Genomic DNA, 25,688 nt, shown 5'->3' with positions numbered 1-25,688 from the left:
TAAACCGAGCTTTTTTTTACCCCCTTATATTTCTTCGAAGTCGACTCAACGATTGGGGCGTAATACCTAAAAAGTTGGATAGGTATACCTGCGGAACTCGATTGATTAGTTCGGGTTGAAATTTGAGAATCTTTTCGTAACGTTCTTGCGCTGTTTCCGAAATAAACGAACGCAATCTAATTTCTTGTTCAAGTGCTACCTGCTCGTAGGTGAGTCTCCCAAATTTATCCCAGTTATGATATTGGTTACACAACTTTTCAAGGGTCTCTTTTGAGATAACACAAATATCAGTATCCTCTATAGCTTGAATATAATCATTGCTCGGTTGATTGAGCACATAACAAGTCATACTAGTAACAAACTGATTTTCTAAAGCTAGTTGAAAGGTAGTTTCTTGATTATTTTGCACAAAAAAAGTGCGCATTAAGCCTTTATTGATAAAACCGATAGCGGTATTATGTTCGCCTGACTTGATGAAATATTCCCCCTTTTTAATAAACTTTTCTTCAAAGAGGCTATGAGCTGCCGCGATTTCTTCATCAGAAAAATCTACAAAGCGTCTCACAAATGCAATCATATTGGGTTTCATAAAGCAAAATTCTTGTTAGAAGAGATTAACTTTGAATAGGCGTCATGCTTGTTCAAAGTTATTGGCGTAATCATCAATTTATGTTTCGATTTTTAAATATAAGTATTTGGAAGAAGTATTTAAGAAATTGTAGAATATTATCTGTCTGAGAAACAAATAAATCTTTTTAAAGGAAGTATTCTACTAGATAAAATATAGATAACCATTGATTAATAACTATTTTTTAAGATGCAACAGTATGTAATTTATGCCTATGATGGCACCGATGCACAAGCCCTTGAGCGGAGAATGGCTGCCCGCCCACACCATCTGGTTGTGGTAAAGCAACTCAAAGCTAATGGTAATTTTATTATTGGAGGGGCTATTCTCAACGAAGCAGGCAATATGATTGGCTCAACGATGCTAGTACAATTTGATACAGAAGATGCTTTATATAATTGGTATAACAACGACCCTTATGTAACAATGAAGGTCTGGGAAAAAGTAGAAATCAAACCATTTAAAATAGCAGATGTATAAATAAGAATGCTCGGCAATTGCCTATTTTAGCAGATTGTCGAGCATTTTAAAATTAAGTAAATAGTTGACTTATCTTCGAAAGTGGTTTCATCCAGAGCGTGTACCATTTGGGTTGTAATTGATTGAGTTCCCATGCACGACGGTCTTCCATATTGGCACGATAGCGGTGCTTCCACGAAGCTGTACTAGTTCCGCCATTTCTCATGGTCATCAATACTTCGGGAATGTAACCCGCCGATAGTCTATGTTTGTACATCATGCGAAGCATAAGCTCATAATCGCCCGAACAGCTGAAGTCTATGATATAGTTACCATATTTTTCAAATGCCTCCCTTTTGATATAACATGAAAGGTGTGGCGGCATCCAACCCTTTAGCCAATTTTCCACTTTATATTCTCCCGAACTCCAATATCTGACAATCTTTTCATCATTATCAGGATTGATGTACTGTAAATCTCCGTAAATAACATCTTTTCCTGTTTGGATAAAAGCTTCTGCTACATGACCCAATACGCTGGAATTAGGTAAAAAGTCATCTGAACCAATTGTGCCAACAACATCACCAGTTGCTAGTTTTAGCCCTTTGTTGAGTGCATCATAGATTCCTTTATCTTTTTCTGAAATGTATTTAATGCGGTCACCATACGATTTTAATATATCCACTGTCCCATCTTTTGAAGCACCATCCACAACAATATACTCGACATCGGGATAGTCTTGTGCCAAAACGCTATCAATCGTTTGTTTGATAGTTGCTTCACTATTAAAAGAGACAGTAATAATGGTTATTTTCATAAATCAAGGTATTAATATTTTACAAAGATAAAGAAGACCATTGGTTTATGAAGGATAACTATTCTATGTGGCGCTAAATATTTGAGATATCTGTCGAAAACATCTATAATTTTATCAAATGATAGATCAGATCTTGAAATAAATAAAATTTGATTTTGTTGATAAAAAATAAAATAAATGCCAGTCAGCTCTGGATTGAGTTATAGAAAAAAAGGAGTAACTTGAGATTTTTGAAATGTGTTATTCTAGTCCCAATTTTCAACGGCTTATGTATATTTTACCAAATAAAGAAAAAAATACTTACGATGCTATCGTGGTGGGGTCGGGCGTAAGTGGCGGATGGTCGGCCAAAGAACTTACCGAAAGAGGACTAAAGGTTTTGGTGCTCGAGCGTGGTCGTATGATCGAACATGTAAAAGATTATCACACCGCTTTAATGAATCCTTGGGAGTTTCCACATGGGGGACAAGTGCCGCTTGAGGAAATGAAGAACTATCCTATCCACCAACGCACAGGGTTCACGATTACTGAATCGACCAAACATCATTTTGCTAAAGATATTGATTTTCCCTATGTCGAAGAAAAACGCTTCGACTGGATTAGAAGTTGGCAGGTAGGAGGAAAGTCTATTACTTGGGGGAGAGTCTCATTACGTTTAAGTGATATGGACTTGGAGGCTAATGCTAAAGAAGGCATTGGAGTAGATTGGCCTATTCGTTACAAAGACCTTGCTCCATGGTATGCTCATGCCGAAAAGTTCGCAGGAATCGCAGGAAACCGTGATGGTATTCCTCATTTGCCCGATGGTGTTTACCAGCCACCCATTCCGATGACTTGTGTTGAAGAACATTTTGGGAAAGAGCTCAAAGCAAAATTTCCTAATCGTCATGTGATTCACTCACGTACCGCAAACCTTACACAGCCAACTCCCGAACAGCTTGCCTTAGGACGTGCCAAGTGTCAGCTTCGAGATATGTGTATGCGTGGATGTCCGTTTGGCGCCTATTTTAGTTCGCAGTCTGCTACTTTCCCAGCGGCGCGTAAAACAGGCAATCTGACCGTCCGCCCACATTCGATTGTTAACTCTATCATATATGATGAGAAAAAAGGTAAAGCAACTGGTGTTAGAGTTATCGACGAAAACACCCACGAATGGACAGAGTTTTATGCAAAAGTGATTTTTCTGAATGCTTCGGCGCTGGGTTCGACCTATATCTTAATGAATTCTACTTCCAATCGTTTTCCCAATGGATTAGGTAATGACAGTGGTGCACTAGGACATTATTTGATGGATCATCATTTTGGTATTGGTGCACGAGGCAAGCATGATGGTTATAATGATAAGTATTACCTAGGGCGACGCCCCAATGCGATTTATATTCCAAGATACCGCAATATTGGAAGCGACAAGCGGGATTATTTGCGTGGATTTGGCTATGAAGGAGGTAGTTCAAAAGATAGAGGAGAGTCGCAAGAAGAGTTTGGCGCTGATTTTAAAACACAAATTACACAGCCACTCGGAGAGTGGAATTTAGATATTATGGGATTTGCTGAAACCTTACCAGATTATAAAAATCATGTCAGATTGAGCAAAGACCAAAAAGATAAGTGGGGACAACCACAAATGATTATGTCGGCAGAGTTTGGAGAAAACGAACGTAAAATGCGTATAGATATGAAGAATGACGCTGCTGAGATGCTCGAAGCCTCAGGATTTAAGCATATCGAAACGTATGATTATGAACCCGGCTTTGGTTTAAGTATTCATGAGATGGGTACTGCACGGATGGGGCGCGACCCCAAAACATCTGTTTTGAATGCACACAATCAAGTTTGGGGATGTTCAAACGTCTTTGTAACTGATGGCGCTTGCATGACGTCATCATCTAATGTGAATCCATCGCTTACGTATATGGCATTATCGGCTAGAGCTGCGGACTTTACTGTAAAAGAATTAAAAAAAGGCAATTTATAGTCGTTTTATACAACGGAGATAAGTAGGTCAAAAGGAGGAAAATGCGAAGGTATTTCCTCCTTTTTTTTGAGGGTAAAAAAAACTAAAAAAAATATTATTTTTTTACTGTAACTCATTGTATTTCAAAAACTATTCTCTAATTTTGCAGTCCAATTAGGGCGCCACGATTCGCTGTGTCTTACAAAGGGTTGGCAGAACTCAGTAAGAAATTAGAGAATACGAATCAAATGGCAAACTTCTTTGGAAAGTACAACCACGCAGCCCGCAAAGAACTACAGTGGTTGATTAGTGTCAGAACTGATACTGGCTTGCTTTACTGAATGCCCAGTTTGCAAAGTTGAGTATTAAGCTACACAGGACTCGTCTCACGAGCATAGCCTCGTCCGCACTTTTCTTGTCGCTTTTTTCCTCAATTTTCTGTCACTCAAATAGTTTTGAGATTTTTTTGTGTACTTTTTTGTTAGTGCCAAATAAAATCCCGACCTTTGCAGTCCGTTTTGCGTCGAGCCAATAGCTCAAAAACGTAACTCGTTGTAAATAAGTTTTTTATTTTATTTTTTAACGTTTTATTCAATAATAAAATGTCTGGAATTATCGGAAAAAAATCGGTATGACTAGCCTCTACAACGCGGATGGCACTGCTGTTCCTTGTACGCTAATCGAAGCCGGCCCTTGTGTTGTAACACAAGTAAAAACAGTAGAAAAAGAAGGCTATAGCGCTATTCAATTAGGCTACGGCGAGAAGAAAGAGAAGCACACTTCTAGACCATTATTAGGTCACTTCAAAAAAGCAGGAACTACTCCAAAGAAAAAATTGGTTGAGTTCAAGTCTTTCGAACAATCACTTGAATTAGGTGCAGTTATCACAACTGAGCTTTTTGCAGAAGGCGATTTCGTTGACGCAATCGGTACTTCAAAAGGTAAAGGTTTCCAAGGTGTTGTTAAGCGCCACGGATTTGGTGGTGTTGGTGGTCAAACACACGGTCAACACAACCGCGGACGTCACCCAGGTTCAATTGGTGCATGTTCATTCCCATCTCGCGTATTCAAAGGTCTTCGCATGGCAGGTCGTACAGGTGGTAACCGCGTAAAAGTTCAAAACTTGCAAGTATTGAAAGTTTATGCTGAGAAAAACCTTATCGTAGTGTCAGGTTCAGTACCAGGAGCGAAAAACTCTTATGTTATTCTTGAAAAATAATCAATTTGAAGATTTGAAAGGATGCTAGCCTTTCACACAATTGTAGGTTCGGCCATCAAGAATAAAGATTTTCAAATTTTCAAATTCACAAATTTTCAAATTGAAAAATGGAATTATCAGTATTAAATATACAAGGCAAAGATTCAGGTAAGAAAGTTGTACTTTCTGACGAAATCTTTGGTATCGAGCCAAACGAGCACGTTGTTTGGTTAGATGTAAAGCAATTCTTGGCTAACCAGCGTCAAGGAACGCACAAAGCAAAAGAAAGAGCTGAAGTTGCTCGCTCAACTCGTAAGTTGAAGCGTCAAAAAGGTACAGGTGGTGCTCGTGCAGGTTCAATGAAGTCACCATTGTTCAAAGGTGGTGGTCGTATTTTCGGTCCAGTTCCACGTGACTACTCTTTCAAATTGAATAAAAAGGTTAAGACTTTGGCACGTCAGTCTGCATTTGCTGCAAAAGCACAAGCAGGTGAGGTTTCTGTATTAGAGAACTTCTCTTTGGAAACTCCAAAAACTAAAGGTTTCTTGGCTATCTTAAATGCATTGTCATTGACAGATACTAAAACTTTGGTGATTTTGCCAGAAGATAACCAAAACATCTACTTGTCAGGTCGTAACTTGCCGAAAACTAAAGTTATTTCAGCAGCGCAAGTAAACACTTATGACTTAGTAAATGCAACTCGTCTTGTTATCTTAGAAGATGCTGTTGCAAAAATCGAATCATCTTTCAGCAAATAGTTATCAGTATAAAAACTGATGACAATTAACGTCATAAAGAAATGAGCATCATCAAAAGACCAATTCTTACTGAAAAAACTCAGGAGTTGCAGAAAGGCGGTCAGTACGTTTTCGAAGTAGCAGTAAAATCAAACAAGATTGAAATTGCGAAAGAAATCAAGAAAATGTACGGAGTTGACGTAGAATCTGTAAATACACTTCGTCAATTTGGTAAGAAAAAATCAAGAAGTACAAAATCTAAAATCACAACTGGTTATACTTCTACTTTCAAGAAAGCAGTTATTACAGTAGCTAAAGGCGAAGTAATCGATTTCTACGAAGGTATCTAAGACCAGTGAGAAAGCGAAAGCTTTCAAACAATTTATGGGTGTTCACCCCGATAATTTGAACAAACTAGAGAAATGGCAGTTAGAAAATTAAAACCAACGTCTCCGGGTCAACGTCAACGTATCGCTCCAACTTTCGAAGAAATCACAGCTTCGAAACCGTATAAACCGTTGTTGGCTCCAATTAAGAAAACAGGTGGTCGTAACGCCTTTGGTCACCGCGCAATGCGCTATATTGGTGGTGGTCACAAGCGTCGTTATCGTTTGATTGACTTCTATCGTGATAAATTTGACGTAGAAGCAACCGTATTAACAATTGAATACGATCCAAACCGTACAGCTCGTATCGCATTGATCGAGTACACAGATGGTGAAAAATCATACATCATTGCTCCTTCAGGTTTGAAAGTTGGTCAGACAGTAGTGTCTGGTACATCAGTAGCTCCTGAAGTTGGTAACACAATGCCATTGTCAAGCATTCCAGTAGGTACAATTGTACACGCTATCGAGCTTCGTCCTCGTGGTGGTGCTGAATTAGCTCGTTCTGCAGGTACTTATGCTCAATTGTTGGCTCGTGATAGCAAATATGCTACATTGAAGTTGCCTTCAGGCGAAATGCGTATGGTGTTAGTTAACTGTTTGGCTACAATTGGTTCAGTATCTAATGCTGACCACATGAACACAAACTTGGGTAAAGCTGGTCGTCACCGTTGGTTAGGCCGCCGTCCAAGAGTTCGTGGTGTAGTAATGAACCCAGTTGATCACCCAATGGGTGGTGGTGAGGGTCGCTCTTCAGGAGGTCACCCACGTTCACGTAACGGCTTGTTAGCGAAAGGTAAGAAAACTCGCGACAAGAAAAAGCATTCAAATCGTCTAATCATCAGTAGAAAGAAATAATACATAGATGGCACGTTCATTAAAAAAAGGACCTTATATTGACTACCGCCTTGACAACAAAGTAATTGCTATGAATGAGTCAGGTAAAAAGTCAGTTATCAAAACTTGGTCAAGACGTTCAATGATTTCTCCTGATTTCGTTGGACATACTTTCGCAGTGCACAACGGTAACAAGTTTATCCCAGTATATGTAACAGAAAACATGGTAGGACATAAACTTGGTGAATTTGCTCCAACACGCAATTTCCGTGGTCACATCGCTAAAAAAGATAAAGGCAAAAGATAATAGGGGATAGTGGAATGAGGATTGCGGATTGTAAGATTCAATCCTGATAATCCAAAATCCCAGAACCTAAATCCGAAATTATAGAAATGGAAGCAATAGCTAAATTAAACAATGTTCCGACTTCACCTCAGAAAATGAGAATCGTGGTAGACATGATTAGAGGTCAGAAAGTTAACAAGGCTTTAGGTATCTTGAAATATGAGCCTAAAGTTGGTGCTAGATTTGTTGAGAAATTGTTACTCTCAGCAATTGCTAACTGGCAAAACAAGCACGAAGACGTTAAGTTGGAAGATGCTGACTTATACGTTAAAACCGTTACGGTAGATGGCGGTAGCTCTTTGAAGCGTTTGCGTCCAGCTCCACAAGGTCGTGGGTACAGAATCTTGAAGCGTTCAAACCACATTACATTAGTGGTTGCTTCTGCAAGTGCTCCATCAATCGTAACATCAGAAGAATAATTAGAGAAAACATCTAAATATCATAAAATGGGACAGAAAGTTAACCCCGTTGGTCTTAGACTTGGTATCGTCAGAGGTTGGGATTCTAACTGGTACGGCGGTAAAAATTTTGCCGACAAGTTAGTTGAGGATGAAAAAATCCGTAAATACGTAGCTGCTCGTATTCCAAAGGGTGCAATCTCTAAGGTAATCATTGAGCGTACTTTGAAACGTATTACTTTGACTATCAATACTGCACGCCCAGGCGTTGTAATCGGTAAGGGTGGTCAAGAAGTAGATAAAATCAAAGAAGAATTAAAGAAAATCACAGGCAAAGATGTTCAAATCAACATCTTTGAAATTAAACGTCCTGAGATTGATGCTAAATTGATTGGCGAAACTATCGCTCAGCAATTAGAAGCACGTATTTCTTTCCGTCGTGCGATGAAGCAAGCAATTGCTTCTGCGATGAGAGTAGGTGCTCAAGGTATCAAATTGAAACTTTCTGGCCGTTTGGGTGGTGCTGAAATGGCTCGCTCAGAAGGATACAAAGAAGGACGTATTCCTCTTCATACTTTGCGTGCCGATATCGACTATGCAGTATCTGAAGCTTTGACAGTTTACGGTAAAATTGGTATCAAAGTTTGGGTATGTAAAGGCGAAGTGTACGGAAAACGTGATCTTTCTCCAAACGCTGGTATGTCAGCTCAACAAGCTGGCGGCGATTCTCGCGGTGGTAACCACAATCGTGGTGGTCGTGATGACGATAACGGACGTCGTGGACGCGACAACCGTGGTGGCCGTGGTGGCGATCAGCGTCGTAACAACAACAATAACAACAACCGTGGTGGTGGTAAAGGAGGAAATACCAACAACAGAGGAGGCGGTAAGAGATAATTTTTAATCTTAGTTTAAAGTCGCAAGTCCTAAGGTTACTCTCATGTACTTTAAGACTTACGACTTAAAACTGCAAGACTTCATAAGACAATGTTACAACCAAGAAGAACCAAGTTCCGTAAGCAACAGAAGGGTAGAGTGAAAGGTTTGGCTACTCGCGGTCATGAAATTGACTTCGGTACATTCGCTATCAAAGCTCTGGAGCCAGGACGTATCACTGCTCGTCAGATCGAAGCAGCTCGTATCTCAGTAACTCGTGCAATGAAACGTGAAGGTCAGGTTTGGATTCGTATCTTCCCTGACAAACCAATCACTAAGAAACCAGCCGAAGTTCGTATGGGTAAAGGTAAAGGTGCTCCAGAATACTGGGTAGCTAATATCAAACCAGGAACTATCTTATTCGAATCTGCTGGGGTACCTTTGGAATTGGCACAAGAGTCACTTCGTTTGGCGGCTCAAAAATTGCCACTTCGTACTAAATTCGTAGTTCGTAGAGATTATCAAGAATAGTATATCATGTCGTTGGAAGCCTTAAAACTTCTAACGACTCCATGACTGATAAAATAATGAAGAACGCAGAAATCCAAAAATTGAGCCTAGATGAGTTGAAAGCAACTCTAGCTTCAGAAAAAGATGCTTTGGCACGTTTGAAGTTTGCTCACGCTATTTCTCCAATCGAGAACCCTTTGCGCTTGCGTGAATCTCGCAAATTGATCGCTCGTTTGGAAACTGCTATTACAGCAGCTTCTAAATAATAGGAATTTCCTATCATTTTATTTTAACTGAACAGACCTCATCAACATACCGCTTGAGGTCAATCTAAAACAACCAAATCCAACGATGGAAAGAAATCTAAGAAAAGTAAGGATTGGGCGTGTGGTGAGCAACAAGATGGATAAATCTATCACCGTCGCCGTAGACAGAAAAGTTAAGCACCCTCTTTATGGTAAGTTTATGTTGAAAACTTCCAAATTGATGGCTCACGATGAAAATAACGAATGTGGAATCGGTGACACAGTGAAGGTAATGGAAACCCGTCCTTTGTCAAAGAACAAGCGTTGGAGATTAGTTGAAATTATCGAGAAAGCGAAATAATTCACTACTCCAGTTTTTATCCGACGTTCAACATCACTTATCTATATAGTTAGTGGTGTATCGTTAAATTTAATTTTTTCGCAATCTTTAATATACCAAACAAACAATGGTACAGCAAGAATCAAGACTCGGCGTTGCTGATAACTCAGGTGCAAAAGAGGTACTGGTTATCCGCGTGTTGGGCGGTACAGGAAAAAGATATGCTTCTATTGGTGACAAAATTGTAGTAACAGTGAAGTCTGCTTTGTCGTCATCAAACATGAAGAAAGGTACGGTTTCTAAAGCCGTAGTTGTAAGAACTAAAAAAGAAATTCGTCGTAAGGATGGATCATATATCCGTTTCGAAGACAATGCAGCAGTTCTTTTAAACAACAATGACGAGCCACGTGGTACTCGTATTTTTGGACCAGTTGCACGTGAATTGCGTGACGCAGGTTTCATGAAAATTGTTTCATTAGCTCCAGAAGTACTTTAATCATAATTTGTAATCATCATGGAAAGAAAGTTTAATAAGCAACCAAAGTTGCACATCAAAACTGGTGATACTGTTGTGGTTATCGCTGGGAACGCTAAGGGTCAAACAGGCGTAGTTAAAAAAGTTTTGATTGATAAACAACGTGCTATCGTAGAAGGCGTAAACTTTATCACAAAACACGTTAAGCCTAGCGCTGCTAACCCTCAAGGTGGTATCGTTAAAACAGAAGGTACTATCCATATCTCTAATATTGCAGTTTCTGAGAACGGTAAAGCTGTTCGTACAGGTCGTAAATTGAACGAGAATGGTAAGTTGCAAAGATATTCTAAAGCAACAGGTAAATTTATCTAATAATTCAATGAAGCGGTGTCTTTTGATACCGTGAAAAGTGGGTCGGAAATCCACATAAAGTTTTCATAATAATGGCAACTACAACAAGATTAAAGGACAAATACGTTAGCGAAATCGTTCCTGCTCTAAAAGAGAAATTTCAATTCAAATCAGTAATGCAAGTTCCTAAGATTACTAAAATTGTAATCAACAAAGGTATCGGTGCTGCTGTAGCTGACAAGAAATTGATCGACACAGGTGTTGAAGAACTAACTCTTATTGCTGGTCAAAAAGCAGTAGCTACAATGTCTAAAAAAGCTATCTCAAACTTTAAGTTACGTGAAAACATGCCAATCGGTGTGAAAGTAACTTTGAGAGGAGATAAAATGTACGAATTCCTTGATCGTTTGACGACAGTGGCTCTTCCACGTGTACGTGACTTCAAAGGTATCTCAGACAAAGGTTTCGATGGTCGTGGTAACTATACTTTGGGTGTGAAAGAACAAATCATCTTCCCAGAGATTTCTATCGACAAAGTGAGCAAAATCTCTGGTATGGATATCACTTTCGTTACGACTGCAAATACAGATGCTGAAGCTTACGCTTTGTTACAACAAATGGGTATGCCTTTCGCTAATTCGAAGAAGTAATAAATTATGTTATCCGTTATTCGTCGTCCCGACTTCGGAAACGCCATACGGATAACGAATAACAGATAACAGACAACTGATAAAAAGATTCAACCAACATGGCAAAAGAATCAGTTAAAGCAAGAGAAAGAAAAAAGAAGCAACAGTTGCTAAATACGCTGCTAAGCGTGCTGCTTTAAAAGCTGCTGGCGACTACTTAGGTTTGGATAAATTGCCTAAAAACGCTTCACCAGTACGTTTGCACAACCGTTGTAAGCTTACAGGACGTCCAAGAGGTTATATGCGTAAATTCGGCATCAACCGTGTGACTTTCCGTGAAATGGCTTCAGCAGGATTGATTCCAGGTGTGACAAAATCAAGCTGGTAATACTCTTACGATAAAAATTTGTCGTAATCTTTATTAAAATCAGCCACTTATGGTTGTTTTTTTAAATCCAATTCCGTAATTTTGCGAGCCTTTTCCCAAAGAAAAGTTCGTTTCAAATATCGAAAACAATGACAGATCCAATAGCAGACTACTTAACACGATTGAGAAATGCCATCAAGGCACGTCACAGAATCGTTGAAATTCCTGCTTCTAACATCAAAAAGGAAATCACTAAAGTGCTTTTTGATAAAGGATACATTCAAAACTACAAGTTTGACGATTCATCAGTACAGGGTACAATCAAAATCGCTTTGAAATACAACCCAGTTACTAAACAACCAGCAATCGTTAAGTTGGAGAGAATTTCTAAACCAGGTTTACGTAAATACAAAGGAGCAGATGAATTGCCTCGCGTATTGAATGGTTTAGGTGTAGCTATCCTTTCAACATCAAAAGGTGTTATTACTGACAAAGAAGCTCGCACACTTAATGTGGGTGGTGAAGTTCTTTGCTACGTATACTAATCTTACATTTGGGGAATAAGTCTTATACAGGTTTGTTCCCTAACTTATTTTCAAATAACGCTGAAAGAGGAGTTTCTCCTTCATTTAAGCAAAAACACACAAGTCATGTCACGCGTTGGTAATAAAGTTATCACACTTCCTGCCGGTGTTACTGTAACAGTTGAAAAAAGCACAGTAACAGTAAAAGGCGCAAAAGGTACTCTTACTCGCTCTATCGATCCAGATATTACTGTAGAAATCGAAGGAAGCGAATTACGTGTACAACGTCCTACAGATCAAAAACGTCACAAAGCTCTTCACGGTTTATACCGCGCTTTAATTAACAACATGGTTGTTGGCGTAAACGATGGTTTCAAAAAAGAAATGGAAATCGTTGGTGTAGGTTACAAAGCTTCTAACCAAGGAAACCTTCTTGAATTAGCGTTGGGTTACTCTCACGCAATCTTCATGCAAATTCCAGCTGAGTTGAAAGTTACAACTGCAATGGAAAAAGGTCAAAACCCTAAGGTTACTTTAGAAGGTATCGACAAAGAATTAATTGGCCAAGTTTCAGCTAAAATTCGTTCTCTACGTAAAGTTGAGCCTTACAAAGGTAAAGGTATTCGCTTCGTTGGTGAGCAAATTCGTAGAAAAGCTGGTAAAGCTGGTGGTAAGAAATAGAATTTAATCATCGTGGGTCGGTAATCCACAAAACTATATAAATTAATGGCTTCGCAAAAAGAATCAAGAAGACTTCGTATTAAGTTGTCTATCAGAGCTAAAATCTCTGGTACAGCTGAAAAGCCAAGATTGTCAGTATTCCGTTCAAACTCGGGTATCTATGCTCAGTTGATCGACGATACTAAAGGCTCTACATTGGCTGCTGCTTCATCTAAGGAATTAGGTTTGAAGAATGGTAATGTTGAAAGTGCAAAATTAGTAGGTGCTAAAATTGCAGAGAAAGCTTTGGCTGCAGGTGTTTCAACAGTTGTTTTTGACCGTAACGGTTACTTGTACCATGGTCGTGTTAAAGCAGTTGCTGAAGGTGCAAGAGAAGGAGGTCTTAAATTTTAATTAGTCAATTTGAATTTGTGCAATGCGGATATCCGCCGTTCCAAAATGAAAGTTTTTGATGTTAAAGCACAGATTTCAAATTTTCAAATTCAACAATTTTCAAATTAGAAAAAAATGTCGCAATTAATATCAAAACCTATCAAGGTTAACGAAGGCGAACTAAAAGAAAGAGTTGTTGCTATCAACCGCGTAGCGAAAGTAGTAAAAGGTGGACGTCGTTTCAGCTTCTCTGCGATCGTAGTTGTTGGTGATGGCAAAGGTGTAGTTGGCTTTGGTTTGGGTAAAGCAAACGAAGTAACTGACGCTATCTCTAAAGGTATCGAAGACGCTAAGAAAAACTTATTCCAAGTTGCTCTTTTGAAAGCAACTGTACCTCACGAACAAATCGGTAAGTTCTCAGGAGGTTTCGTATTGTTGAAGCCAGCAGCTCCAGGTACTGGGGTAATTGCAGGTGGTGCGATGCGTGCCGTATTAGAAGCTGCAGGTGTTCATGACGTATTGGCTAAATCAAAAGGTTCTTCAAACCCACACAACGTGGTTAAAGCAACAGTTGATGCGCTAGTTAAAATGAGAAACCCTCATACAGTAGCCTTCCAAAGAGGAGTATCTTTAGCAAAAGTATTTAACGGATAATTTATTTTAGTTGATGCTATAGGGTTTGTCGTATCACTTCAAGCCCTATACTGAGACTCCAAAATATAAGACCATGTCAAAGGTAAAAATTACTCAAGTTAAGAGTACAATCAAGCGTCCAGAAGTTCAAAAACGTACTATTCAAGCTTTAGGTTTGGGTAAATTGAACAAAAGCGTAGAGAAAGATTTGAACCCAGCTATCGCAGGTATGATTCGTGCGGTTCAACACTTGATTGTAGTTGAAAATCTTTAATCTAAACCACTAGGTTTGATTAAGCGAGTCATCTCACGGTGAGATGGCGTTTAGCAATTATTTAATTTCAAAAAAATGAATTTATCGTCATTAAAGCCCGCAGTGGGCTCTACTAAGGTAAGAAAAAGAGTTGGTCGTGGTGCAGGTTCTGGTTTAGGTGGTACTTCTGCTCGTGGTCACAAAGGTGCTCAATCACGTTCAGGTTACTCTCGTAAATCTGGTTTTGAAGGTGGTCAAATGCCTCTTCAACGTCGTATTCCTAAATTCGGCTTTAAAAATATTAACCGTGTTGAATACAAAGCAATCAACTTGGATACACTTCAAGCTTTGGTTGACACTACTGGTGTAACTGTAATCACTCACGATGTATTGTACCAAAATGGTTTGGTTTCTAAAAATGACTTGGTGAAAATCTTGTCACGTGGCGAAATCAAGTCTGCTGTAGAGGTACAAGTTAAAGGTTTCTCTGCTTCTGCTAAAGCTGCTATTGAAGCTGCAGGAGGTAAGGCAGTTGTAGCTTAATTTTCAATTGAAAAATCGATAGACAACAGAAATAATTGAGTAATCATTGTAAAATCTGGCAACGGATTTGTAAATAACGAAAAAGTTGAACATCTTTCGAGTTATATTCTATAACGATTACTTAAACAGATAGCATGAACAAGTTTATTAGCACTATCAAAAACATTATCTCAATAGAGGAGTTAAGAACTCGTATTCTTAACACCCTGTTGTTTATCACCTTTTTTCGCCTTGGATCTTACGTTGTTTTACCAGGTGTAGATGCCACGAAGTTAGCGCAGAAGGGTGAAGGCGGTTTATTAGGTTTGTTGAATATGTTCTCAGGTGGAGCGTTTAATAACGCCTCTATTTTTGCCTTAGGCATCATGCCATATATCTCTGCTTCTATTGCAATCCAACTTCTTACAATTGCATTGCCATATTTCCAAAAGATGCAGAAGGATGGTGAGTCTGGTCGCAAAAAGTTAAACCAAATCACTCGTGTTCTAACAATTTTTGTGACAGCTGCACAAGCCTTTACATATTTGCAAGTAACTATCCCTGCTGAAGCTATTCTAGTTTCTCCTTGGTCATTCCGTTTGTACTCAGTAATCATCTTGGTTGCTGGAACTATGTTCTGTATGTGGCTTGGTGAGAAAATCACTGACAAAGGTATTGGTAACGGTATTTCAATGCTTATTATGATTGGTATTGTATCTCGTTTTCCAGCTTCTTTATTAGGTGAAGCTCAATCAAGAGGTATGTCTGGTGCTTTATTATTCATTATCGAGGTTGTAGCCTTGTTCTTTGTAGTAATGGGCGCTGTGATGGTAACTCAAGCTGTACGTCGTATTCCAGTACAATACGCGAAGCAAGTGGTAGGAAATAGAGTTTCAATGAGTGGCGAACGTCAGTATATTCCTCTTAAGTTGAATGCTGCTGGTGTAATGCCAATCATTTTTGCTCAAGCATTGATGTTTGTACCTGGTCTTGTTGCTCAATCATTAGCTGATAAGAGCGAAGTAGCTCAATCAATCGCTCAAGCGTTTGGTGACTTTACTACTTGGCAGTACAATTTGTTATTTGCATTTTTAATTATTGTATTTACATTCTTTTACACTGCTATTTCTATCAACCCAACACAAATTTCAGATGATATGAAACGTGGTGGTGGTTTTGTTCCGGGTGTTAAACCAGGAGAAGCTACTTCAACTTTCATTGCTGATATTCTTGATAGAATTACGCTCCCTGGTGCATTTATGTTGGCAATCATTGCGATTTTACCAGCAGTTGCAAGCATCTTCGGAATCACTCGTGGTTTTGCTTCTTTCTTCGGAGGTACTTCTCTTTTGATTTTGGTTGGTGTTGTGCTTGATACTCTTCAACAAATTGAAAGTTACCTTTTGATGCGTAAATATGAAGGGTTGATGCAGTCGGGTCGTGTAAAAGGTAGAACTGAAGCAATCGCTCAGTAATATCAGATGATTTATTTAAAAACATCTTCAGAGTTAGAAATTATCCGTACTAATGGTGTAATTCTGGGGAAAACTCACGCTGAGGTAGCAAAGGTTATTAAACCTGGTATTACTACTAAAGAACTCGATAAAGTAGCCTACGAATACATTAAAGATAATGAAGCTCATCCTTCGTTTCTTAATTATAATGTAGGTGGTCATAAATACCCTGCATCTTTGTGTATTTCGGTTAATGACGTTGTCGTGCATGGGATTCCTAATAATTACGAACTAAAGGACGGAGACATTATTTCGATTGATTGCGGAGTTTATAAGAATGGCTTTCACGCAGACAGTGCATATACTTATGCAGTAGGCAATGTCAAAGAAGAAACGCTTCAACTCTTACGTGTCACTAAAGAATCGTTATACTTAGGTATTTCACAAGCTGTAGCTGGCAAAAGAATTGGGGATATTGGATTTGCTATTCAGTCATATTGCGAGAAAGCAGGATTTACAGTTGTGCGAGAACTTGTTGGCCATGGTGTAGGTAAATCACTTCATGAAGGCCCAGAAGTAGCCAACTACGGAAGAAGAGGCGATGGTCCCAAGCTTAAAGAAGGAATGGTGATTGCAATTGAACCCATGATTAATCTAGGAAAGAGAGCAATTCATCAAGAAAACGATTATTGGACTATAAGAACTCAAGATCGTAAGCCTTCAGCACATTTTGAACATACAGTTGCTGTGAGCAAAGACCAAGCAAGTATATTAACGACCTTTGAGTACATCGAAGATGTTTTGAAAAGTAACGAATATTTAGCTGAAATCTAAAAAACTCTTTGAAAGTAGTTGTTAATCGTTGACTCGTACAAATTCATTTATCACGCGAATTACGACTAACAAATAAAACAAATTTATGGCAAAACAATCATCCATTGAAGTCGATGGTATAATCATTGAAGCACTTTCTAACGCTATGTTTAGAGTAGAGCTTGAGAATACCCATCAAGTGATTGCCCATATTTCTGGTAAAATGAGAATGAATTACATTAAAATTTTACCAGGAGATAAGGTGAAACTAGAAATGTCACCTTACGACTTGTCAAAAGCAAGAATCGTGTATCGTTACAAATAAAAAGACAGTTGTTAGTTAGCTGGGCAGTTTGCAAAAGCTAATACTTTGGCACTGTCAGAATGAATTGACAACTTATAAGACAATACTACAATGAAAGTTAAAGCGTCTATCAAAAAGCGTAGTGCTGAATGTAAAGTAATCCGTCGTAACGGTAAACTTTACGTTATTAACAAAAAAAATCCAAAGTTCAAACAAAGACAAGGGTAATACTATTTGAGGCAGTAGTTGCGAAATTACTTTCCTTAAATTCCCTAAAAAACTAAAAAAGCTTTAGAACAATATGGCTCGTATTGCAGGGGTTGATATTCCCGATAAAAAAAGAGGCGAAATCGCTTTGACCTATATCTTCGGTATCGGTCGTAGCACTGCTCAGAAAATTTTAGCTCAAGCTGGTATTTCTTTAGACAAGAAAGCTGGTGAGTGGAACGATGAGGAAGCTAGTGCCATCCGTAACATCATCGCAGCTGAATTCAAAACAGAAGGTCAACTTCGTTCTGAAATCCAGTTGAACATCAAACGTTTGATGGACATTGGTTGTTACCGTGGTCTTCGTCACCGTAAAGGTCTTCCTTTGCGTGGTCAAAGAACTAAGAATAACTCTCGTACTCGTAAGGGTAAACGTAAGACAGTTGCTAACAAGAAAAAAGCTACTAAGTAATAATTAATATAATGTAGCAGGATGTACCTAAGATTCAATTTAGTTTGAAAAACTCGGTATAGCGCATTATTAACCAAATCTCTTAAAATGGCACAAGCTAAAAGAAAAGATAAAGCAAAAAAGAGAGTTGTGATTGTAGAGGCAGTAGGCCAAGTACACATCAAAGCTTCTTTTAACAATATCATTATCTCTATCACAAATAGCCAAGGACAAGTTATCTCTTGGGCTTCAGCTGGTAAAATGGGCTTCAAAGGCTCTAAGAAAAACACTCCATACGCTGCTCAAACAGCGGCTAGCAACTGTGCTGCTGTAGCTGTTGAAGCTGGTATGAAAAAAGCTGAAGTTTTTGTTAAAGGTCCTGGTGCTGGTCGTGAATCAGCTATCAGAACTGTAGCAAATGCTGGTATTGAAGTTCTTTCTATCAAAGATATTACTCCACTACCTCACAACGGTTGTCGTCCTCCAAAACGTCGTAGAGTATAGTTTGAAGTCGTTACGTTCTGTAACACTTTTAAAAAAGCATTGCGAAGGGTAATTAGTAATTATTACCCTTCGTTTTCATGTTTCTAATAACTTAATTACTTCATTGAGCAAAAGAGGCTCATTGACTCAATTTCCTAATAAAAATGGCAAGATACACAGGTCCAAAATCAAAAATTGCTCGTCGTTTCGGTGAGCCAATCTTAGGTCCAAGCAAAGCGTTATCACGCAAGAACTACGGTCCAGGTCAACACGGAAAAGGAAAACGTGCTAAGCAATCAGAATATGCTTTGCAGTTGAAAGAAAAACAAAAAGTGAAATACACTTATGGTATTCTTGAAAAACAATTCGAAAATCTTTTCCACAAAGCTGCCGTAAGAGAAGGTATCAAAGGTGAAAACCTTTTGAAACTTTGTGAAGCACGTCTTGACAATACAGTTTACCGTTTAGGTATTGCTCCAACTCGTCGTGCTGCACGTCAGTTGGTTATCCACAAGCACATCCTTGTTGACGGAGAAATTGTTAACATCCCATCATATTCATTAAAGCCAGGACAATTAGTTGGTGTTCGTGAAAAATCGAAGTCATTAGAAGTTATCACTAACTCTCTTGCTGGAAGAGCAGTTAAGCGTTTTAACTGGTTGGAGTGGGAAGCATCTACTTTAACTGGTAAATTCCTTTCTTACCCAGAGAGAAGTGACATTCCTGAAAACTTCAACGAGCAGGCAATCGTCGAGCTTTACTCGAAGTAATCGTAGCTTTAACAAAACTATTTATCTACTTGTTTTGTTAGTTGTAAATACGAAAAACTTTGTTAGCTATAAAATATCGAATATCAATTTACTTGGTATTCGATATTTTATAAAACGGAGTAGAGTAATTTAGGTTATGATTCTTGCTTTGAAAATTGTATTATAATAAAAAAAAACAATTTTGTCAAGATTTTTTTTAAAAAATACTCCACAAATTCCTAAAACTCACGAAGTTATTTAGTATATTACGCTCGGTTACTCTATTCTTATAAAATCTAAGATAAATTAAGCTACGAAATATGTCAATATTAGCATTCCAAATGCCCGACAAAGTCGTTATGGAGAAAGCTGACGACTTTCACGGGTTATTTGAGTTTAAGCCTCTCGAAAAAGGCTATGGCGTTACAATCGGTAACGCACTTCGTAGAATCTTGTTGTCTTCACTTGAAGGCTACGCTATTACTAGCGTGAAAGTAGGTGGAGTATTGCACGAGTTCTCTGCTATTGAGGGTGTTATTGAGGATATGACTGAGATTATCTTGAACTTGAAAAAAGTTCGTTTTAAGAAAACTCAGGAAATTCTTGAAAACAAAATCAATGTAAGAGTAAAGGGCCAGACTACGTTGACTGCTGGAGACATTAACAAATTTACAAACTATTTCGAAATCCTTAACCCAGATTTAGTAATCTGCAACTTGGATGAGTCGAAAGAGTTTGAAATGGAGATAATCGTTGAAAAAGGTCGTGGTTATGTTCCTGCTGACGAGCCTCGTAATGTAGAGCCTCCATTTGGTCATATCCCAATCGATGCTATCTACACTCCAATTAAAAACGTGAAGTTTAGTGTAGAAAACACACGTGTAGAACAAAAAACTGACTACGAAAAGTTAATCTTGGATATCGAAACAGATGGTTCGATTCACCCAGAGGATGCTTTGAAAGGTGCAGCGTATATATTGATTCAGCATTTCATGTTGTTCTCTGACCAAACAATGACATTCGAAGCTATGAAGGCTGAAGATGAAAATGTAGTGGACGAAGAAATGCTTCACATGAGAAAACTGTTGAAGACACCATTGGCAGATCTTGATTTGTCAGTTCGTGCTTACAACTGTTTGAAATCAGCAGACGTTAGAACTTTAGGCGATTTAGTTAAATTGGAAATTTCTGATATGATGAAATTCCGCAACTTCGGTAAGAAGTCTTTGACTGAATTGGAACAATTAGTAGAAGAAAAAGGTCTTCACTTCGGTATGGACGTAGCTCGCTACCGTTTGGATGAGGATTAATAATAGGAAATGCAAAGTTATACTTGGTAAGTAATTGCACATTGTATAACTTTGCACTCCAATTTTAACTAGTAGTAATAGGTGGATACCTTGAGGGTTATCTAACCGCAGCGAAATTCGATTTCGCTTTCAACTTACGAACACAATGAGACACGGAAAAAAATTCAACCACTTAGGCAGAACTGCCTCTCACAGAGCCGCTTTGTTATCAAACATGGCTTCTTCTTTGATTCTTCACAAAAGAATTCAAACTACTGTTGCAAAAGCTAAAGAATTAAGAAAGTATGTTGAGCCTTTGATCACAAAATCAAAGACTGACGATACTAACAGCCGTCGCGTTGTATTCTCTTACTTGCAAAGTAAGGAAGCTGTTAAAGAACTTTTCGGAACAATCTCTGAGAAAGTCGCTAACCGCCCAGGTGGATACACAAGAATTATCAAGTTAGGAAATCGTCTTGGTGACAACGCTGATATTTGCTTAATTGAGTTAGTTGATTTCAACGAAACTTTATTGGCTGCTGTTACTGAGAAAGCTACTAAAACTCGTCGTAGCCGTCGTTCGACTAAGAAAGCTGATGCACCTGCTGCAGAAGTTGTTGCTGAAACTCCAGCTGTTGAAGAAGCTCCTGAAGCTCCAGCTGCTGAAGAAAAATCAGAAGAATAGTCATGATGTAGTCCTGACATAAAAGCCTCAATCGTTTTTGATTGAGGCTTTTTTTTGCGCCCTTTGATGAGCAGTTCTACTCAAACTTTTAATAATTCTAAATTTCAATGGGAAAATGATAATTCTCATTTTTCAAATTTGAAATTGTCATGATGTACAAGGAGTTGATTACAAAATCTCTTCATTTTTATTCATTTTCGCTTAACTTTGCATAATTTTTTAACCAAAGAGCAACCAATGAAAGTAACACAAAGCCAACCAGCGATTTTGTTGTTGGAAGACGGCACAGTTTTTAGAGGCAATGCCCTCGGAAAAATCGGGACTAGTGGCGGCGAAATCTGCTTCAATACGGGGATGACTGGGTATCAAGAAATTTATACCGACCCTTCGTACTTTGGACAGGTAATTGTAAACACAACCTCTCACATAGGTAACTATGGTGTAGTCAATGAGCTTGAAGAAGAATCAGCTTCAGTGAAGATTGCAGGGATGGTTTGTAATGAATTTTCGCCAATTCACTCACGTAAGACTGCTGATGGGTCTTTGCAGGAGTATTTTGAAAAGGCGGGTATCGTAGGTATTTCGGGCATTGACACTCGTCAAATTGTAAGACATATCCGCGAAAAAGGTGTAATGAACTGTATCATTTCATCTGAAATTTTGGATGTTGAAGCGTTAAAAGCTGAACTTGCTAAAGTTCCTCCAATGGAAGGCCTAGAGTTGTCTTCTCAAGTGTGTACTCAAGAACCTTATTTCTTAGGCGAAGAAAGCGCTGAGAAAAAGGTAGCTGTTCTTGACCTTGGTGTAAAGAAAAGTATTTTGTCTAACTTGACAGACAGAGGTTGTTATTTGAAAGTATTCCCTGCAAAAACTAGCTTTGCTGAAATGGAAGCATGGGCTCCAGATGGGTACTTTATCTCAAATGGTCCTGGTGATCCAGCGGTAATGCCTTATGCTGTTGCAACAGTAAAAGAGATTGTAGAGAACGAAAAACCAACTTTTGGAATCTGTTTAGGACACCAAATTTTAGCGCAAGCATCAGGTTTGTCTACTTATAAAATGAAAAATGGACACCGTGGCTTAAACCACCCTGTAAAGAACTTGATTACAGGTTTGTCGGAAATTACTTCTCAAAACCACGGTTTTGCAGTTAAAATGGAAGAATTAGAGGCTAATCCATCAGTTGAATTGACTCATATCAACCTTAATGATAAAACAGTTGAAGGTTTGCGTCGTGTTGATAAACCAGCATTTTCGGTACAACACCACCCTGAAGCTTCTCCTGGCCCACACGATTCAAGATACTTATTTGATTCTTTTGTGGAAATGTTATAAAATTGTAAGCGGTTCGAATTTCGAACCGCTTTTTTTATAAAGTAGCTGGAGTTATATTTTATCCTTTATGATATTTCAACATTCTGGCTATATCCTAGTTTATTCTTATCAAAGGCTAGTTTTGTCAATCATTGAGTAAATGACAAAATAATAGATACAAGTACATTCTATTTGCAAATTATGATAGAGTTAATACTTACCAAAGATGGTTCACATACATTATATGACTCAGAGTTAGGAGTGTGGCATCACTCTGTAAATGGAGCATTGCAGGAGTCAACAAGAATTTACATTGAATTAGGTTTGTGGGAAAAAGCTCAAGCAGGTAAAGAGATAAGAGTTTTCGAAATGGGCTTTGGAACAGGGTTAAATGTATTACTAACATTCATTGAGGCACAAAAACATGATTATCATGTTGATTATACCACTTTGGAGGCATTTCCCTTATCAGTCGAAAAGTATAGCGCTCTGAACTATGACTCATTATTGGGTTCGGACGTGTTACAACGATTGCACCAGCTTTCGTGGAATCAGCAGCACGAGGTAATGAAAAACTTTTCTTTGACGAAGATTCAAGATGATTTACTAAAATATCAGTTTACTCAAAAAGTAGATTTAGTGTATTTCGACGCTTATTCACCCAATACGCAGCCTGAGTTGTGGACAGAAGAGGTTTTTCGAAAAATTTATGAAGCTATGAATGAAGGGGGAGTTTTGACGACTTATTGCTCAAAAACGGTCGTAAGAAAGGCATTGATAGCTGCTGGATTTATTGTAGAGAAACATCAAGGACCACGTGGCAAAAGAGAGGTCTTAAAAGCTATTAAAATATAAGAGCGAGCTACCTAGGTAGCTCGCTCTTATGGTTATACTAATTGACAAGGAAAGCCAAATAAGCAGTTTTCCTTAATCATTTTTGCTACACTTTTAGGAACATAATCTTCCCAACCACTTTCACCCGATTGAATCATTTTTAGAATGCTATCGGTGTGAATGCTCAATAGATTTTTATCGTAATTCAACACATCTTCAAACTTATCATTGTCGAGCATGTATTGAAATAGTCCTCTTAGATGTGCAGGAGGGCTAAATTCTCTTGATGTGACAACATTACCTTCCGAATCGGCTGTAGGATATAGATATAGCTTGATTTTAGGGCCAAAGAGCGTTGCAAAAGCAGCTAAAATACCTCCTGTAAGATTTTGATAATGTTTTTCTTCAAAGATATAAGCAAGGTTTGGCATACCCATAATCAACGCCATGCGTTTTTGAGTGAACCTATTGAGATATGATATTAGCTTGTAGTACTCATGGAAATTCGAAATCAATACAGTTTGTCCAAGAGAGCATAAAATATCTACACGATCGAGGAAGTCTTTTTCATTAATTTCTTCATCGCCACTTTGTAAGCTTCGTAAAGTAAGCTCTGAAAGTACCACTACTTTATCATCGTCAACGTCAGGCTCATTTTCGAACTGCATTTGACCTTTTTTCAACATATCTACAAATACATTGGTTACAGGACGGAAGCGTCCTCTAACTGCTAAAATATGTTTTTTGTAGAATGCCTCAGAAGGGTTCATTACGTTTCCGTCTGGGCCAAATAGAGCAGCATTTGTAAAACCTTTCTTTACAAGATATAAAGACATCAAACGGTTATCAACATCAGCAAAGTCAGGACCCGCAAAACGAATCATGTCAATCTCGATACGGTCGGTATGGAGGTCGTCCATTAACGACTGTAAAAGGATTTCTGGTTGCTCATGGTAAAAGAAACATCCATATACCAAATTGACTCCAATAACGCCTAAAGCCTGTTGTTGAAGGATATTATCGTTATCCTTCATACGTACGTGGATGATTACATCGTTTGGTTCAGAATCAGGATGTAACTGAAAACGTAGACCAATCCAGCCGTGAGGATCATTGGTTTTTTGATAATTCAATGCTGCTACTGTGTCAGCAAAGGCAAAGAACATTTTTTCTGAAGCACTTTCCGTAAGACGAACATTGAGTAGCTTATACTCACGATTGAGCATCTTCACCAAGCGCGGTTCACACACATATCTACCTGAAGGCTCTTCGCCATAAATAGCATCCGAAAATGCCATGTCGTAAGCCGAAATAGTTTTGGCAATCGTACCAGAGGCACCACCAGCTTTAAAAAAGTTGGCTGCCACATCTTGACCAGCTCCAATCTCAGCAAAAGAACCGTAAATGCGACGGTCTAAGTTGATACGTAGAGCCTTTTGTTTTGTGCCTAAATTTTTATCGTAAGTAATCATTAACAGTTGATAGTTTGCGGTGACTGGTTGTATAAAGATAACCTAAATTCTCTACTAATTTATATAAATAACCCTACTTTTAAACTGTTTTCTTGAAAAGATACAATTTTAATTTAAAAAATCTTTAGAAAGTCAAAACTGAATTAAAATCCAAATAGAATTCAATAAACTGGGTCAATTTTGTATAGGAATTGTCATATTTAAACAACATAACTCCTTCTTAATTAGTTTGTTGGTGATATAAGGTAAGTCCTGCAATGGGTGTTTCGGCAATAATCCCGACGGTACATTCCTTACTAGCAGCTACTTGGCGTAGAATATCAGAGTAGTAAAAGGCTACAGAGCCTGTAAAATGAATTTTGTATTGACTAACCTCTGGATATTTGAGTAGGTATTTTTCAAAGAAATCTGTAAATGCGTCGAACAACAAACGATATATAAAAGGATGCTGTCTATTGTCAAATAAAAACTTTGAAAATGAAGCAAAATAGCGATTAGGAAAGGGCTTATGGTAGGCATTATCCAAAATCTCCAAACGGTCTTTGGCACCATATCTTTTCTCAAACTTGTCACGTAGGTCCATAGGCAGATCCTTGTGCAGATATGCGAGCACTAATTGTTTGCCCAGATGCCCACCGCTACCTTCATCGCCAAGCCAGAAGCCCAAGGGAGGAACTTGATGGGCAATTTGTTCACCATCGTAGAAACATGAATTAGACCCTGTTCCCAGAATACAGACAATACCACTGTGATGCCCGGCTAAGGCTCTTGCAGCACCCAACATATCGTTATGAACATGAATGCTGTCGCAATCAGGGAAAACACTTTTGAAGGCGTCAATTAAGACCTGAGATTTTTCAGAATTGGTAATGCCAGTGCCGTAATAATAAATTTGTGTTAAAGGTTCTTGAACTTTAGGTAAAAGTTGAAGCTTTAACTCCTCTGCAATAGAGGTACTATCTTGATAATATGGATTGAATCCAATAGTTTTGACTTGCTGAATGCTGGCATCAGATGCCACAAGACGCCAATCTGTTTTGCTAGACCCGCTGTCTGCGATTAGAATCATAGTTTTTTAGTTTATTTTGAAGTGAA

35 protein-coding genes and 2 pseudogenes are annotated in these 25,688 nt (G+C 38.4%); 33 read left to right on the top strand and 4 right to left on the bottom strand.

The genetic code is table 11. The annotated features are described in order from the left end of the window. Positions 1-16: 16 nt before the first annotated feature. Positions 17-589: a Crp/Fnr family transcriptional regulator gene (locus tag BWI92_RS03595; RefSeq protein WP_095160758.1), complete on the bottom strand. Its 573-nt coding sequence runs from the start codon at positions 587-589 to the stop codon at positions 17-19. Between the two features lie 228 nt (positions 590-817). On the opposite strand from BWI92_RS03595, the gene BWI92_RS03590 reads away from it, so the two are divergent. Next, entirely contained in the window at positions 818-1,108 is a 291-nt protein-coding gene (locus BWI92_RS03590) for a YciI family protein (protein WP_095160757.1), read from the top strand. A 52-nt stretch (positions 1,109-1,160) separates the two neighbouring features. Here the strand turns inward: BWI92_RS03590 and BWI92_RS03585 are convergent, their stop codons facing one another. After that, the gene (locus BWI92_RS03585; protein WP_095160756.1) at positions 1,161-1,904 is read right to left on the bottom strand and encodes a glycosyltransferase family 2 protein; all 744 of its coding nucleotides are present in this window, start codon (positions 1,902-1,904) and stop codon (positions 1,161-1,163) included. A 268-nt stretch (positions 1,905-2,172) separates the two neighbouring features. Between BWI92_RS03585 and BWI92_RS03580 the strand changes: the two genes are divergently transcribed. The 32 genes and pseudogenes from BWI92_RS03580 (at position 2,173) to mnmD (ending at position 23,142) form a co-directional block, all read left to right on the top strand. After that, positions 2,173-3,879, top strand: a complete 1,707-nt coding sequence (locus tag BWI92_RS03580) for a GMC oxidoreductase (protein ID WP_229362670.1) — start codon at positions 2,173-2,175, stop codon at positions 3,877-3,879. A 581-nt stretch (positions 3,880-4,460) separates the two neighbouring features. Then, positions 4,461-5,077: pseudogene (gene rplC, locus BWI92_RS03575) on the top strand (50S ribosomal protein L3). Between the two features lie 107 nt (positions 5,078-5,184). Continuing rightward, complete coding sequence (gene rplD, locus BWI92_RS03570; protein ID WP_095160754.1) at positions 5,185-5,814, top strand: 50S ribosomal protein L4; 630 nt, start codon at positions 5,185-5,187, stop codon at positions 5,812-5,814. 41 nt (positions 5,815-5,855) lie between these two features. Beyond that, positions 5,856-6,143, top strand: a complete 288-nt coding sequence (gene rplW / locus BWI92_RS03565; protein WP_095160753.1) for a 50S ribosomal protein L23 — start codon at positions 5,856-5,858, stop codon at positions 6,141-6,143. Between the two features lie 72 nt (positions 6,144-6,215). Further along, positions 6,216-7,037, top strand: a complete 822-nt coding sequence (gene rplB / locus BWI92_RS03560) for a 50S ribosomal protein L2 (RefSeq protein ID WP_095160752.1) — start codon at positions 6,216-6,218, stop codon at positions 7,035-7,037. Between the two features lie 7 nt (positions 7,038-7,044). Next, positions 7,045-7,323, top strand: coding sequence for a 30S ribosomal protein S19 (rpsS, locus tag BWI92_RS03555; protein WP_095160751.1), 279 nt, complete (start codon positions 7,045-7,047; stop codon positions 7,321-7,323). Between the two features lie 86 nt (positions 7,324-7,409). After that, a complete protein-coding gene (gene rplV, locus BWI92_RS03550; RefSeq protein ID WP_095160750.1) occupies positions 7,410-7,781 on the top strand; it encodes a 50S ribosomal protein L22 in 372 nt (123 codons plus the stop codon). A 27-nt stretch (positions 7,782-7,808) separates the two neighbouring features. After that, positions 7,809-8,657 carry a 30S ribosomal protein S3 gene (rpsC, locus tag BWI92_RS03545; RefSeq protein ID WP_095160749.1) on the top strand — a complete coding sequence of 283 codons (849 nt, stop codon included), beginning with the start codon at positions 7,809-7,811 and terminating at the stop codon, positions 8,655-8,657. Positions 8,658-8,747: 90 nt separating this feature from the next. Then, the gene (rplP, locus tag BWI92_RS03540; RefSeq protein ID WP_095160748.1) at positions 8,748-9,167 is read left to right on the top strand and encodes a 50S ribosomal protein L16; all 420 of its coding nucleotides are present in this window, start codon (positions 8,748-8,750) and stop codon (positions 9,165-9,167) included. 56 nt (positions 9,168-9,223) lie between these two features. Beyond that, complete coding sequence (rpmC, locus tag BWI92_RS03535) at positions 9,224-9,412, top strand: 50S ribosomal protein L29 (RefSeq protein ID WP_095160810.1); 189 nt, start codon at positions 9,224-9,226, stop codon at positions 9,410-9,412. An 85-nt stretch (positions 9,413-9,497) separates the two neighbouring features. Beyond that, positions 9,498-9,752 carry a 30S ribosomal protein S17 gene (rpsQ, locus tag BWI92_RS03530; RefSeq protein WP_095160747.1) on the top strand — a complete coding sequence of 85 codons (255 nt, stop codon included), beginning with the start codon at positions 9,498-9,500 and terminating at the stop codon, positions 9,750-9,752. Positions 9,753-9,858: 106 nt separating this feature from the next. Then, on the top strand, positions 9,859-10,227 hold the full coding sequence (rplN, locus tag BWI92_RS03525) for a 50S ribosomal protein L14 (protein ID WP_095160746.1): 369 nt from the start codon (positions 9,859-9,861) through the stop codon (positions 10,225-10,227). 18 nt (positions 10,228-10,245) lie between these two features. Beyond that, entirely contained in the window at positions 10,246-10,578 is a 333-nt protein-coding gene (gene rplX, locus BWI92_RS03520; protein WP_095160745.1) for a 50S ribosomal protein L24, read from the top strand. Positions 10,579-10,649: 71 nt separating this feature from the next. After that, positions 10,650-11,207, top strand: a complete 558-nt coding sequence (gene rplE, locus BWI92_RS03515) for a 50S ribosomal protein L5 (RefSeq protein WP_095160744.1) — start codon at positions 10,650-10,652, stop codon at positions 11,205-11,207. Between the two features lie 98 nt (positions 11,208-11,305). Continuing rightward, a pseudogene (gene rpsN / locus BWI92_RS03510) lies at positions 11,306-11,574 on the top strand (30S ribosomal protein S14). 128 nt (positions 11,575-11,702) lie between these two features. Beyond that, positions 11,703-12,098, top strand: coding sequence for a 30S ribosomal protein S8 (gene rpsH / locus BWI92_RS03505; RefSeq protein WP_095160743.1), 396 nt, complete (start codon positions 11,703-11,705; stop codon positions 12,096-12,098). A gap of 105 nt (positions 12,099-12,203) precedes the next feature. Next, positions 12,204-12,758, top strand: coding sequence for a 50S ribosomal protein L6 (gene rplF, locus BWI92_RS03500; protein ID WP_095160742.1), 555 nt, complete (start codon positions 12,204-12,206; stop codon positions 12,756-12,758). A 45-nt stretch (positions 12,759-12,803) separates the two neighbouring features. Next, complete coding sequence (rplR, locus tag BWI92_RS03495) at positions 12,804-13,151, top strand: 50S ribosomal protein L18 (RefSeq protein WP_095160741.1); 348 nt, start codon at positions 12,804-12,806, stop codon at positions 13,149-13,151. Positions 13,152-13,265: 114 nt separating this feature from the next. Next, positions 13,266-13,784, top strand: coding sequence for a 30S ribosomal protein S5 (gene rpsE, locus BWI92_RS03490; RefSeq protein ID WP_095160740.1), 519 nt, complete (start codon positions 13,266-13,268; stop codon positions 13,782-13,784). Positions 13,785-13,857: 73 nt separating this feature from the next. Further along, positions 13,858-14,037 (top strand): 50S ribosomal protein L30, encoded by a 180-nt coding sequence (gene rpmD, locus BWI92_RS03485; RefSeq protein WP_095160739.1) that lies wholly within the window; start codon positions 13,858-13,860, stop codon positions 14,035-14,037. Positions 14,038-14,112: 75 nt separating this feature from the next. Continuing rightward, a complete protein-coding gene (gene rplO / locus BWI92_RS03480; RefSeq protein WP_095160738.1) occupies positions 14,113-14,559 on the top strand; it encodes a 50S ribosomal protein L15 in 447 nt (148 codons plus the stop codon). Positions 14,560-14,693: 134 nt separating this feature from the next. Beyond that, complete coding sequence (gene secY, locus BWI92_RS03475; RefSeq protein WP_095160737.1) at positions 14,694-16,013, top strand: preprotein translocase subunit SecY; 1,320 nt, start codon at positions 14,694-14,696, stop codon at positions 16,011-16,013. Between the two features lie 6 nt (positions 16,014-16,019). Next, entirely contained in the window at positions 16,020-16,826 is an 807-nt protein-coding gene (map, locus tag BWI92_RS03470; RefSeq protein ID WP_095160736.1) for a type I methionyl aminopeptidase, read from the top strand. Between the two features lie 85 nt (positions 16,827-16,911). After that, a complete protein-coding gene (gene infA / locus BWI92_RS03465; RefSeq protein WP_095160735.1) occupies positions 16,912-17,130 on the top strand; it encodes a translation initiation factor IF-1 in 219 nt (72 codons plus the stop codon). Between the two features lie 90 nt (positions 17,131-17,220). Beyond that, positions 17,221-17,337: a 50S ribosomal protein L36 gene (gene rpmJ, locus BWI92_RS03460; RefSeq protein WP_044172008.1), complete on the top strand. Its 117-nt coding sequence runs from the start codon at positions 17,221-17,223 to the stop codon at positions 17,335-17,337. Between the two features lie 73 nt (positions 17,338-17,410). Continuing rightward, positions 17,411-17,788, top strand: a complete 378-nt coding sequence (rpsM, locus tag BWI92_RS03455) for a 30S ribosomal protein S13 (protein ID WP_095160734.1) — start codon at positions 17,411-17,413, stop codon at positions 17,786-17,788. Between the two features lie 87 nt (positions 17,789-17,875). Next, on the top strand, positions 17,876-18,271 hold the full coding sequence (gene rpsK / locus BWI92_RS03450) for a 30S ribosomal protein S11 (RefSeq protein ID WP_095160733.1): 396 nt from the start codon (positions 17,876-17,878) through the stop codon (positions 18,269-18,271). Positions 18,272-18,414: 143 nt separating this feature from the next. Then, complete coding sequence (gene rpsD, locus BWI92_RS03445; RefSeq protein ID WP_095160732.1) at positions 18,415-19,020, top strand: 30S ribosomal protein S4; 606 nt, start codon at positions 18,415-18,417, stop codon at positions 19,018-19,020. Between the two features lie 299 nt (positions 19,021-19,319). Beyond that, positions 19,320-20,309: a DNA-directed RNA polymerase subunit alpha gene (locus tag BWI92_RS03440; RefSeq protein WP_095160731.1), complete on the top strand. Its 990-nt coding sequence runs from the start codon at positions 19,320-19,322 to the stop codon at positions 20,307-20,309. Positions 20,310-20,454: 145 nt separating this feature from the next. Continuing rightward, positions 20,455-20,973 (top strand): 50S ribosomal protein L17, encoded by a 519-nt coding sequence (gene rplQ / locus BWI92_RS03435; protein WP_095160730.1) that lies wholly within the window; start codon positions 20,455-20,457, stop codon positions 20,971-20,973. A 237-nt stretch (positions 20,974-21,210) separates the two neighbouring features. Continuing rightward, positions 21,211-22,308, top strand: coding sequence for a glutamine-hydrolyzing carbamoyl-phosphate synthase small subunit (gene carA, locus BWI92_RS03430; RefSeq protein WP_095160809.1), 1,098 nt, complete (start codon positions 21,211-21,213; stop codon positions 22,306-22,308). A 180-nt stretch (positions 22,309-22,488) separates the two neighbouring features. Then, positions 22,489-23,142 (top strand): tRNA (5-methylaminomethyl-2-thiouridine)(34)-methyltransferase MnmD, encoded by a 654-nt coding sequence (gene mnmD, locus BWI92_RS03425; protein ID WP_205749620.1) that lies wholly within the window; start codon positions 22,489-22,491, stop codon positions 23,140-23,142. 32 nt (positions 23,143-23,174) lie between these two features. Here the strand turns inward: mnmD and BWI92_RS03420 are convergent, their stop codons facing one another. Both BWI92_RS03420 and BWI92_RS03415 read right to left on the bottom strand, forming a co-directional pair. Beyond that, complete coding sequence (locus BWI92_RS03420; RefSeq protein ID WP_095160729.1) at positions 23,175-24,593, bottom strand: nicotinate-nucleotide adenylyltransferase; 1,419 nt, start codon at positions 24,591-24,593, stop codon at positions 23,175-23,177. Positions 24,594-24,813: 220 nt separating this feature from the next. Further along, positions 24,814-25,662: an acetate and sugar kinases/Hsc70/actin family protein gene (locus BWI92_RS03415; RefSeq protein ID WP_095160728.1), complete on the bottom strand. Its 849-nt coding sequence runs from the start codon at positions 25,660-25,662 to the stop codon at positions 24,814-24,816. Positions 25,663-25,688: the final 26 nt, after the last annotated feature.

The sequence above is a fragment of the Flectobacillus sp. BAB-3569 genome (genome assembly GCF_002270355.1).
Lineage (GTDB): Bacteria > Bacteroidota > Bacteroidia > Cytophagales > Spirosomataceae > Flectobacillus > Flectobacillus roseus.
The sequence above is the reverse complement of the archived record's forward strand: the minus strand, read 5'-3'. Positions and strand labels throughout refer to the sequence as shown.